This is a genomic window from Streptococcus cristatus, assembly GCF_001578775.1.
GTDB classification, from domain to species: Bacteria; Bacillota; Bacilli; order Lactobacillales; family Streptococcaceae; genus Streptococcus; species Streptococcus cristatus_A.
The window spans coordinates 1,237,076-1,248,680 of sequence record NZ_KQ969062.1 but is presented as its reverse complement, the minus strand read 5'-3'; the positions used below and the strand labels follow the sequence as shown (position 1 = coordinate 1,248,680).

The window sequence follows — 11,605 nt, the reverse complement described above, 5'->3', positions numbered from 1 at the left end:
AACTTTAGTCGGTGTTTATGCAACTAAGGCTCACCCAGCCAGCAATTTAGAGTTTGCATTGGACATTGCGGTTCGCTCGATTGAATTTTACGAAGAGTATTACGGTGTTAAATACCCTATTCCTCAGTCGCTGCATGTAGCCCTGCCGGACTTTTCATCTGGTGCCATGGAAAACTGGGGTCTGGTCACCTACCGTGAGATTTACCTCTTAGTAGATGAAAATTCTACGGTATCCAGCCGTCAAGATGTAGCACTTGTCGTTGCTCATGAGTTGGCTCACCAATGGTTTGGAAACTTGGTCACTATGAAGTGGTGGGATGACCTTTGGCTCAACGAAAGTTTTGCCAACATGATGGAGTATGTCTGTGTTAATGCGATTGAACCAAGCTGGAATATCTTTGAGAATTTCCAAACAACAGGTGTTCCTTTGGCGCTTAAACGAGATGCGACAGACGGAGTTCAATCTGTCCATGTGGAAGTGAAGCACCCTGACGAAATCAATACTTTGTTTGATCCGGCTATCGTTTATGCCAAGGGAAGCCGCCTCATGCACATGCTTCGTCGTTGGTTGGGAGATGAGGCCTTTGCTAAAGGATTGAACGCTTACTTTGCTAGACACCAGTATGGAAATACCATCGGTCGTGACCTTTGGAATGCCTTGGGAGCTGCTTCTGGTCGTGATGTAGCAGCCTTTATGGACTCTTGGTTGGAACAGCCAGGATACCCTGTTTTGACGGCTACAGTAGAAAACGATACATTGAAACTCTCTCAAAAACAATTCTTTATCGGAGAGCACGAAGATAAGAAACGCACTTGGGTCTTGCCTTTAAATAGCAACTGGAAAGGTTTGCCAGATACGCTGGAAACAGAAACGTTGGAAATTCCAAATTATTCTGCCTTGGCTGCTCAAAACCAAGGTGCCCTGCGCTTTAATACTGAAAATACAGCCCACTATATCACGGACTATCAAGGTATCTTGCTTGAGCAGATTTTAGATACCATTACAGACTTGGATAGCACCAGCAAGCTTCAAGTGGTGCAAGAGCGTCGTCTCTTGGCTGAAGCAGGCAGCATTTCATTTGCTGATTTGGTTCCAGTTATTGAAAAACTAACAGAAGAAACCTCCTATTTGGTTGTCTCAGGAGTCAAAGCCGTTTTGAATGGTCTTAAGTTGTTTGTGGACGAAGGAAGCGAGTGCGAGACAGCCTATCATGAATTGGTAGTTAAACTTAGCAAATTCAACTTTGACCGCCTAGGCTTTGAGGCAAAAGAAGGCGAAAGTGATGAGGATGAGCTGGTTCGCCAGATTGTTGTAGGAAGTCTGATTGCAGCTGATGACCAAACAGCAAGTCAAGAAGCAAGCCGTATTTTTGCTGCTCATAAAGAGGACTTAGAGAAATTGCCTGCAGCTATTCGCTTGCATATTCTCATCAATCAAATCAAGCATTATGAGAGCAAAGAATTGGCTGACCAATACTTGAATGATTATGTTTCGACAGTTGACGGCAGTTTCAAACGCCAATTGGCATCTGCTTTGGCTTACACTAAGGATGCGGAAACACTTGCTCGTATCTTGGAATCTTTGAAGAACAAGGATATCGTAAAACCACAAGATTTGGCAATGAGCTGGTATTTCCCTCTCTTGAATCACCAATTTACTCAAGCTACTGCTTGGACTTGGGCGCGTGAGAATTGGGAGTGGATAAAGGCGGCTTTGGGTGGCGATATGAGCTTCGACAAATTCGTCATTTATCCAGCTAATGCTTTCAAGACAGAAGAAAGACTAGCAGAATACAAGGCCTTCTTTGAGCCGCAGCTAGACGATATGGCTATCAGCCGTAATATCAGCATGGGAATCAAAGAAATCGCAGCGCGTGTTGACTTGATTGCCCGTGAAAAAGCAGCAGTTGAGAAAGCAATCAAGGCATCAGTTTAGCCTAATGAAAAGATCAGATTATAACATCTGGTCTTTTTTTGTTGTTTAGAATCCCATAGTTTCAGCCTTTTTTAAGAAAAAATTCAGTCCCGTTTAAGCAAAACTCCCTATAATAACCCTAACACGTGAAAAGATGTGAACTTGTGTAATCAAAATTTATATTGCTTCATAGTGTTAAAATCCATGAAAATATAAAATTTAGAAAGAGGAAAATTATAAATGGATATGGAAAAAATGATTGTAGTTAAAAAGAGTACCAAATGGTGGATGACAGCAGTGGCTAGTGCCTCCTTAGCTGTCGGAGCGATTGGTGGCTATGGAATTGGTACTTTGATACAGAAAAGCCCGCAGCAGAGTTCAGTGCAGGCTACTATGCCTCAGCAAAACAATCAAGATGGCAAGATGCCAGGTCAAGGTGGACAAGCTCCTCAAGGTCAGGGGCAGGGAAATGAAAATGGCATGCCACCGCAGATGGGTGGACAAAACGGTCAAGATGGTCAAGGCGGTCCTGGAGGTGGAGGTCAGCCACCACAAGGAAATGGTCAACCAGGGGGACCCCAAGAAGGAAATCAATCAAAAAAGAAGCCTTCAAACGCTGACGGCACAACAAAAGAAGATAAGAATAACGAAAATAACTCGAAAACAACAAATTCTTAAAGCATTTTCGACAAGTCATGATATAATAGAAAAAGATAGGTTGAGATAGAATGAGAAGTGTTTGCCATGACTCTATTTAAACTACACAGAATAAGCTTTTTCTAGAAAGGGAGGAACAGGATGATTAAGATTCTATTAGTAGAGGATGACCTCGGTCTGTCAAATTCAGTATTTGATTTTTTAGATGATTTTGCAGATGTTATGCAGGTCTTTGATGGCGAAGAAGGTCTATACGAAGCAGAAAGCGGCGTGTATGACCTGATTTTGCTGGACTTGATGCTTCCTGAAAAGGACGGCTTCCAAGTACTCAAAGAATTGCGTGAAAAAGGGGTAACCACTCCTGTCCTCATCATGACTGCCAAGGAAAGTATCGATGATAAAGGCCATGGTTTTGAGCTCGGTGCTGACGATTACCTGACCAAGCCATTTTATCTGGAAGAGCTGAAAATGCGGATTCAGGCCTTGCTCAAACGTTCTGGTAAGTTTAATGAAAATACCCTTTCCTATGGCGATGTGATGGTCAATCTTTCGACCAATTCGACCTTGGTAGACGGAAAAGAAGTGGAACTGCTGGGCAAAGAGTTTGATTTGTTGGTATACTTCCTTCAGAATCAAAATGTCATTTTACCCAAGACTCAGATCTTCGATCGTTTGTGGGGCTTTGACAGCGATACGACGATTTCTGTAGTGGAAGTCTATGTATCTAAGATTCGGAAAAAATTGAAAGGAACGGCTTTTGCGAATAATCTTCAAACTCTTCGCAGTGTCGGTTACATTTTAAAGAATGCTGAATAAACTCAAAAAAACCTTTTATGCGGATGATTTTTCTTATTTCATTCGCTATTTTGGTGTATTCACCCTGATTTTCTCGGCCATGACGCTCATTATTATCCAAGTCATGCGCTCTAGCCTTTACACGACCGTTGATGATAATCTCAAAAGTCTCAGTCAAAATCCCGCCTGGGTGGCCAATCTAGCCTATCGGACGACGGGTCGGCAAGACCAAGAGCCAGAGAATAAGGATTCAGAGAACAGAGATTCAGAGTCTGTGCAAGCTCATGATATCAAGATTGAGGAACCGGGTAGGGTAAATGTTAGCGCCAATACTTCAGCTATTCTTTTGAATGATGATTATCAGAATGTATCGGCAAAAAATAGCTTTTTAAACTTTGATGCGATTAAATTTAATAAACGCTTTCTTAATCAAATCAAGCAAATACAACTAACTAATAGCTATGGACAGGTTGAGAGTTATCGGGCCTACATGTTTGACATTGATCCAAATGATGAAATTGAAAATGTCAAGTACGCGGTTGTCATGACCAGTATCAGCCAACTGGAGCAGACTAGCGAAAAGCATGAAAAGCTGATTGCTATTGTCATGATTAGTTTCTGGGGTATTTCCTTGATTGCCAGTATCTATCTGGCGCGGATGAGTGTCAAGCCTCTTTTGGACAGCATGCAAAAGCAGAAGTCTTTTGTTGAGAATGCCAGCCACGAATTGCGTACGCCTCTGGCCGTGCTGCAAAATCGTCTGGAATCTCTCTTCCGTAAGCCTGAGGCCACGATTATGGAGTCTAGTGAGAGCATCGCATCTAGTTTAGAGGAAGTGCGAAATATGCGCCTGTTGACCACCAACTTACTCAACCTAGCTCGGCGCGATGACGGCATCAAGCCAGAATACGGTGAAGTCACCCCAGACTTCTTCACGACAGCTTTTTCTAACTATGCTATTATTGCGGAGGAAAGCGATAAGGTCTTTGATTTCAAAAATCTAGTTTCAAAATCAATTACGACAGACAAGGTCTTGCTTAAGCAGGTTATGACCATCCTTTTTGATAATGCCATCAAATACACAGAGGAAGATGGAGAGATCTATTTCGTGGCCTCTGCCAATGATCGGAGCTTGACCTTGCGTATTTCTGACAATGGTCCAGGGATTGCGGGCGACGACAAGAAAAAAGTCTTCGATCGTTTTTATCGGGTGGATAAGGCTCGGACTCGGCAAAAAGGTGGTTTTGGACTTGGCCTATCCTTGGCGAAACAAATCGTGGACGCCTTAAAAGGAACCATCACAGTCAAAGATAACAAACCGCGTGGAACTATTTTTGAAATCAAAGTTCCCCTTAGGTCAGATATTAGAAAACGAATCAGCAAAAGCTGAAAAACTTTTCATATTATTTCAAATTTGACTGCTTTTGCGGTATAATAAAAGAAAGAAATGAGAGAAGTGAAATTATGACATCAAAAATGTTGCATACTTGTTTACGAGTGGAAAATTTAGAGGCTTCGATTGCCTTTTATGAAGATGCGTTTGGTTTTAAGGAATTGCGCCGCAAGGACTTTCCAGAGCATGCTTTTACCATTGTTTATCTTGGTTTGGATGGCGATGATTATGAGCTTGAATTGACTTATAATTATGACCATGGACCTTATGTAATCGGTGATGGCTTTGCTCATATTGCTCTTAGCACGCCTGATTTGGAAGGTTTGCACGCTGAGCATGCTGCTAAGGGCTATGAAGTGACTGAGCCAAAAGGGCTGCCTGGAAATCCACCAAATTATTATTTCATCAAAGATCCTGATGGCTACAAGGTCGAAGTGATTCGAGAAAAAAGTCTTTAAAAATAGGAGAAACTTGTATTTTAGCACTTGTAAGATACAAGTTTTTTAACATTAAAATTATTTTAGGACAATAGCTTAGGGGATAATAGATGAAAAGACAACATAAAAGGAAGCGTAGACGAAAATATAGACTAATTCTCAGTCTTCTGAATCTGCTTCTTTTAGGACTTCTTATTTTTGGCGGACTACGAATCTATGAAATGTTTCAGGAGCAGGAATTCCAGAAAAAGATTACAGAAGTGATTGCCAAGGAAGAGCAAAGACATGCTGACAATGCCGAAAAGCAGTCTGGTAGGATTGGCAGTCATTACGTGGCAGCTTTTTATCCTCTGATGAATGGGCAGCCTCTTCAAAGTGTCAAAGATAAAATGTTGCAGGACAGTCAGAGCATTTCAGATGACAAAAAGCAGAATAAAAACTTGACGGCTTTGACCTTTTACTATACGGAGGAGAAGTCTACTAGTCTGGCCAATACCAAGGAAGTAGTCATTCAGCGAAAAGATTACAGTATCTCGAAAAGAGACATCAAGTCTGAGGAGGCAAGAGAAGTAGCCTCTACATATATCAATCAAGAAGGGGCAGCGGTGACTTTGGACAAGCTGTTTCAAAATCCAGAAGCTGCCAAGGAAATTTTCCTGAAGGAGTTGACCAGTCAGCTAACCTTTAGACAGGTGGAGGAAAGTCAGCAAACAACAGCTTTAAACGCCCTCCGTGAAATAGAGTTGAGCCAGTGGAATTTTCATTATGAGGAAAGTTTATTTTCCATTCGTCTGACCAAAGAAATCAACGGTGTGTCGATCGTGACAGTGCCTCTGTCTAGTTTTTATGATCTAATCCATCCGGAATATTTGCAGGGGGCTGATTTGGAAGCTTACCAGCAGTATGAAACCAAGCGGCATGAGAAAATGGTTGCCCTGACCTTTGATGACGGTCCCGACAGTAAAACGACTCCTCAGGCCTTGGAAATTCTGAAACGCTACAATGCTAAAGCGACTTTCTTTATGGTGGGACAAAATGTTGCTGCCAATCCAGAACTGGCAAAACGTGTCCTTGATGAAGGCCATCAGCTCGGCATCCATACATGGAGCCATCCGGATTTGACCAAGTTACCTCTGAATCAATCTAAAAAGGAAATCTTAGACACTCAGGAAGCCATTTATAAGGCGACTGGTATCCGACCTATGATCACAAGACCGCCTTACGGAGCCATCAACTCTACGGTTCAAAATGCTGTCGATCAGTCCTTTATCATGTGGAGCGTGGACAGTCTCGACTGGAAAACACGTAATACAAAGGCTATTATGCAGGAGATCGTGAAGACCCAGCCGGGATCTATTATCCTCATGCATGATATCCATCAGACGACCATCGATGCTCTGCCAAGCGTTCTTGACTATCTGAAGAACAACGGCTATACTCTGGTGACAGTTGATGAACTATTAGAAAATCAGCTTCAACCACATCAGATTTATTACAGCAGAAATTAAAAAAAGCATTGGAAATTTAATATTTCCAATGCTTTTTGCTTTGCCATCATCAAATAAGAATATTGATTACCGTAATTCTCGCTTAAGGACACACATACAGTTCTTGTTTTTTCAGGATAATTTCTCGAACAGAGGCATATTTTTTGAGAGCTTTTAGTTCTTCTGGGTGGCTGATGAAGGTGATGACATAGCCATCCTTGCCCATCCGACCTGTTCGGCCAGAACGGTGAGTATAAGTTTCCAGATCACGCGGCACTTCGTAGTTGACTACGCACTCTAGAGAATCAATATCAATGCCACGCGCAACTATGTCAGTCGCCAGTAAGAGTGTGATATCGTAATCTTTAAATTTCTCAAGAATGACCTTGCGGAATTTTACATTGACATCGCTGGCTAGAGAGACCGCACTAGCTCCTCGGTACTGAAGCTTTTCTTCGGCGCTGCCCAAATCTGACAAGCTGTTGAAAAAAACTAGTCCACGAAATTCTTCTACATTGGATAGTTTGCGCAAGAGTTCAACCTTATCACGTTTCTCCACCTGCATATAGAAGTGCTGGATATTGTCCAAAGTCTGGTCGTCAATGCTGATGCGCAAGGTATTTTCGGCGATCTTCTCTTGGTCAAACTTAGCTGTAGCACTCATGTAAATCAGCTGGTGATCACGCGGTGCATAATGCAGAATCTTATCAACAAACGCATACTGGGAATCACTGAGAAGCTGGTCAAATTCATCTAGGATAATAGTATCAACATTCATCATCTTGATTTTCTTGAGTTTGATAAGTTCGAAAATCCGACCCGGTGTGCCAATCAGGATCTCCGGCCCTTTCTTGAGCCGCTCAATCTGCCTTTTCTGGCTATTACCAGAGAGGAGGAGCTGACTGCTCAAGCCCAAAGGCTCCGCCCAAGATTTACAAACATCAAAAATCTGTCCCGCCAGCTCTGTATTTGGACCTAAAATCAAAAGCTGCTGTGCTTTTTTAGGCTTCAATTTCAATAAGCTAGGAAAGAGATAGGCCAATGTCTTGCCCGTACCGGTCGGACTGATGCCTAGCACCGTTTCTCCCTGAGAAATGGGCTGGAATATCTTTTCTTGGATGGCAGTTAGTTCAGCAAAACCGAGCTGATTTAGCTGTTCCTGCCAGACTGTTGGAAATGTTTCTTTAATCATGGTCAACCTCAAATCTAATACCAGCATCTTTTCTCATGGCAAACAGACACTCATGCACAGCAGTAGCAGCCTGCAGATAGCTGCTATAAAGCTCTTCCTGGCCGCCTTTAAGGACACGAGCAAAAGCCTGAGCCTCTTCCAGCATTTGGTGCTCTGCTTGGTAAATAGCTAGACTTTCCGACTCTCCATTCAGCTTTTGGAAAATGGCAGAGCGGATAAACTCGATACCATCTAAGGTCAGAGTGCCTTGGTCCGTATAGATTTCAGCTGGTAACTGGCTATCGATATTTTTTCCAGCTTGAATACGAACCTGAAAATCAGGATAAATCAGACTGCCTGAACCGTTGAGGTCAACGCTATTTGGCAGTTGTTGAGCTGTATAGCGGACGCTTTGTGGGGCACCAAACAGCCGGACAGCTGCATAAAGCGTATAAACTCCCAAATCCATTAGAGCACCGCCTGAAAATTTAGCAGAAAAAACATTGGGTTCTTGTCCACTCAGCAGTGCTCCCATCTTGGAAGAGTATTTGGCATAAGTAAAATTAGCTCCCCAGATTTTCTTGTCTTTTAGGAAGTTACGAATGACTGCAAAAGCTGCTTCGTGGTAGTTTCTGGCTGCCTCAAAGATATAAACCTGATGTTCAGCCGCCAGCTTGACCAATTCTTGCCATTCTTCAGGCCTTGATACAGCTGGCTTTTCAACGATGACATGCTTTCGAGCCAAAATGGCTACCTTGGCATGGTTGAAGTGGAGGCTATTGGGACTGGCGATGTAAACCACATCTAGGTCGGCAGATAAGAATTCAATCATATCGGTGTAGAGTGCGACGTTTTGATAATCTTGCGCAAAACGCTCCGCGGAACTCAAGGTGCGCGAGTAAACAGCGGTTAACTGATACTCACCACTCAGTTGGGCTGCCTTGATAAACTCATGGGAAATGGATCCCGTACCGATGATTCCGAGTTGTAACATACTTTCTCCTTTAAAATGATTTTCCTGAATTTTTCTTGATTCACCCTTTCATTATATCATGAATTAAGGTAAAATAGATAAGATAACAAGTAATGGAGAAAACAATGCAAAACAGACCTATTATTATTGGTGTTACAGGTGGATCTGGTGGGGGAAAAACCAGTGTATCTCGGGCTATTTTAGATCATTTTCCTAATGAAAAAATTTCCATGATTGAGCATGATTCATACTACAAGGATCAGTCTCATTTGACCTTTGAGGAGCGGGTTAAGACCAACTATGACCATCCTTTTGCTTTTGATACAGACCTCATGATTGAGCAGATCAAGGAGCTTTTGGCTGGCCGTCCAGTGGACATCCCGACCTATGATTATACGGAGCACACGCGCAGCAATAAAACCTATCGTCAGGAACCGCAGGATGTCTTCATTGTAGAGGGGATTTTGGTCTTGGAAGATCAACGCCTCCGTGATTTAATGGACATCAAGATTTTCGTCGATACTGATGATGATGTGCGGATCATTCGTCGGATTAAGCGGGACATGGAAGAGCGCGGACGTAGTTTGGATAGTGTCATTGATCAGTATCTGGGTGTCGTCAAGCCTATGTACCATCAGTTTATCGAGCCAACCAAGCGCTATGCGGATGTTATCATTCCAGAGGGCGCTTCTAATAAAGTGGCGATTGATTTGATTACCACCAAGATTGAAAAGATTTTGGAGGAAGCTAGAGAAGGATAGAAAGGAAGTCTGGTGTTACACTGGACTTTTTGGGTAAATTATGAGAAAGTTCGTCAAAAGGGAATTCCATTCTCGATCAAAGTTTTTTGCCTGTTTGCTGACCTTTTGCGCAGGTTTCGTGGATGCTTACACTTTTATGGAACGCGGGGGTACATTGGTTGCTGGCCAGACAGGAAACGTCGTCTTTTTGTCCGTTGAGCTGATTCATCACAAGACTGGAGAAATTGAAGTCAAACTGGCTACCATGCTAGCCTTTATGCTGGGAATTTTTCTGATAACAGTTTTTCGTCCCTTTTTTGAGCAGTCAATATGGCGAGTAAGTAGCATTTCACCAATGGTGCTCATTTGTACTCTGGTAGGTTTTATGCCAAGTACCGTGCCTAATATGCTGATCGTTCCTCCGATTGCTTTCTGTATGGGAGTCGTTGCGACGGCTTTTGGCGAGGTAGATGGCATAGTCTACAATAATTCTTTTATGACAGGAAATATCAAGAAAACGATGGTGGCTTTTGGAAATTTTGTGCGAACGCAGGAAAAACCATACTTGAAAGAGGGTATTTTCTTTGTTGCTTTGTTAGGAAGCTTTGTCATCGGAGCCATTATTTCTACCTATCTGCTTCAATTTTACGCCTTACGAACCATTTGGATCGTTGCAGGAATTCTATTTGCTTTCATGATGTTCCGCTTGGTTCAGTATGTACGAAGATAAAGACGAAATGGCTTAGAAATGAAGAAGCCTGATTAGTAAATTATTAAAAGAAGAGAAATGAGAAAAATAATATAATACTAGAAGAAGGAGGAACTTGCCTGCTTCTTTTTCTTTCTCGCATTTATACTAATAAGACCACAAAATAATCCAGCATATTAAAAATTTTCAGAAAATATCGAATTATCTGTTGACAGCCGAATGATACTGTGCTAAAATATTAATCAATAACATTTCAAAAGGAGTCAGTCAAACATGAAGTCAACTCAATATTCAAACTTTGCTTTGTTGTTGCGTTACTCGGGCTAGTGCGAAAGCATTAGTCCTGTTTGGCTTACCAAGCGGGAGTAAATCAACATCTCGCTTGGTTTCCAGCGAGATGTTTTTATTTTATTCTTCACGAAAATCTGTGCTAGGATATACTGAGAAAAGCGAACTAAAAGTTCATTTCATAGTTGTATCTCTCATTGATTTTTATAGCTGTTTTAAACGATAAAGAAAGAGGAAAGTCTATGCAAAAAGTTGTGTTTCTTGATACCAGCCTTCGGGATGGTGAGCAGACACCGGGAGTGAATTTCTCTATTAAGGAAAAGGTTGCCATTGCTAAACAACTAGAGAAATGGGGCATTTCTGCTATTGAAGCTGGTTTCCCAGCTGCTAGTCCAGATTCATTTGCGGCAGTGCAAGAGATTGCTAAAGTCATCACTAAAGCTTCTGTCACTGGTTTGGCGCGTTCGGTTAAATCGGACATCGACGCCTGCTACGAGGCACTCAAGGATGCCAAATATCCGCAGATTCACGTTTTCATTGCAACCAGTCCCATCCATAGAGAGTTCAAGCTGAAAAAGTCCAAGGAAGAGATTTTAGAAGCCATTAAGGAGCACGTTTCCTATGCTCGCTCCAAGTTTGAGATTGTCGAATTTTCACCTGAGGACGCGACACGGACAGAGCTAGACTTTCTGCTCCAAGTTGTCCAGACAGCAGTTGATGCAGGTGCTAGCTACATCAACATTCCAGACACAGTCGGCTTTACCACGCCGGAAGAGTTTGGTAATATCTTCAAACATCTGATTGACAATGTCCAAACGGATCGTGAGATCATCTACAGTCCTCACTGTCACGATGATTTGGGAATGGCGGTAGCTAACAGCCTGTCTGCGGTCAAATACGGAGCTAGACGGGTGGAAGGCACTATTAACGGTATTGGTGAGCGTGCTGGTAATGCTGCGCTGGAAGAAGTAGCAATTGCTTTAGAAATTCGCAAGGACTATTATCAAGTTGAAACAGATATTATCCTTAATGAAACCATC

At 42.4% G+C, this 11,605-nt stretch carries 11 protein-coding genes; 9 read left to right on the top strand and 2 right to left on the bottom strand.

The window, feature by feature from the left end; translation table 11 throughout:
* From SCRDD08_RS06250 to SCRDD08_RS06225, 6 genes are all read left to right on the top strand, one after another.
* Positions 1-1,936: M1 family metallopeptidase (locus tag SCRDD08_RS06250; protein ID WP_061423276.1), on the top strand; the 1,936-nt coding region annotated here is incomplete at its 5' end.
* 219 nt (positions 1,937-2,155) lie between these two features.
* The gene (locus tag SCRDD08_RS06245) at positions 2,156-2,593 is read left to right on the top strand and encodes a hypothetical protein (protein ID WP_061422884.1); all 438 of its coding nucleotides are present in this window, start codon (positions 2,156-2,158) and stop codon (positions 2,591-2,593) included.
* 120 nt (positions 2,594-2,713) lie between these two features.
* The gene (locus SCRDD08_RS06240; protein WP_061422883.1) at positions 2,714-3,388 is read left to right on the top strand and encodes a response regulator transcription factor; all 675 of its coding nucleotides are present in this window, start codon (positions 2,714-2,716) and stop codon (positions 3,386-3,388) included.
* Positions 3,378-4,757 (top strand): sensor histidine kinase, encoded by a 1,380-nt coding sequence (locus SCRDD08_RS06235; protein ID WP_061422882.1) that lies wholly within the window; start codon positions 3,378-3,380, stop codon positions 4,755-4,757. Before SCRDD08_RS06240 ends, SCRDD08_RS06235 begins: the two co-directional genes overlap by 11 nt.
* 74 nt (positions 4,758-4,831) lie before the next feature.
* Positions 4,832-5,218 (top strand): lactoylglutathione lyase, encoded by a 387-nt coding sequence (gloA, locus tag SCRDD08_RS06230; protein ID WP_005590267.1) that lies wholly within the window; start codon positions 4,832-4,834, stop codon positions 5,216-5,218.
* Positions 5,219-5,307: 89 nt separating this feature from the next.
* On the top strand, positions 5,308-6,705 hold the full coding sequence (locus SCRDD08_RS06225) for a polysaccharide deacetylase family protein (RefSeq protein ID WP_061422881.1): 1,398 nt from the start codon (positions 5,308-5,310) through the stop codon (positions 6,703-6,705).
* An 82-nt stretch (positions 6,706-6,787) separates the two neighbouring features.
* Here the strand turns inward: SCRDD08_RS06225 and SCRDD08_RS06220 are convergent, their stop codons facing one another.
* Together SCRDD08_RS06220 and SCRDD08_RS06215 are read right to left on the bottom strand one after the other, a co-directional pair.
* Complete coding sequence (locus SCRDD08_RS06220; protein ID WP_330997078.1) at positions 6,788-7,876, bottom strand: DEAD/DEAH box helicase; 1,089 nt, start codon at positions 7,874-7,876, stop codon at positions 6,788-6,790.
* Positions 7,869-8,849, bottom strand: a complete 981-nt coding sequence (locus tag SCRDD08_RS06215) for a Gfo/Idh/MocA family protein (RefSeq protein WP_061422879.1) — start codon at positions 8,847-8,849, stop codon at positions 7,869-7,871. Before SCRDD08_RS06215 ends, SCRDD08_RS06220 begins: the two co-directional genes overlap by 8 nt.
* A 104-nt stretch (positions 8,850-8,953) precedes the next feature.
* Between SCRDD08_RS06215 and udk the strand changes: the two genes are divergently transcribed.
* From udk to SCRDD08_RS11945, 3 genes are all read left to right on the top strand, one after another.
* Positions 8,954-9,589: a uridine kinase gene (gene udk, locus SCRDD08_RS06210; protein ID WP_061422878.1), complete on the top strand. Its 636-nt coding sequence runs from the start codon at positions 8,954-8,956 to the stop codon at positions 9,587-9,589.
* 40 nt (positions 9,590-9,629) lie between these two features.
* A complete protein-coding gene (locus SCRDD08_RS06205) occupies positions 9,630-10,298 on the top strand; it encodes a YoaK family protein (RefSeq protein WP_005590272.1) in 669 nt (222 codons plus the stop codon).
* Between the two features lie 509 nt (positions 10,299-10,807).
* The coding region (locus SCRDD08_RS11945; protein WP_462217697.1) for a beta/alpha barrel domain-containing protein at positions 10,808-11,605 on the top strand (798 nt) is incomplete at its 3' end.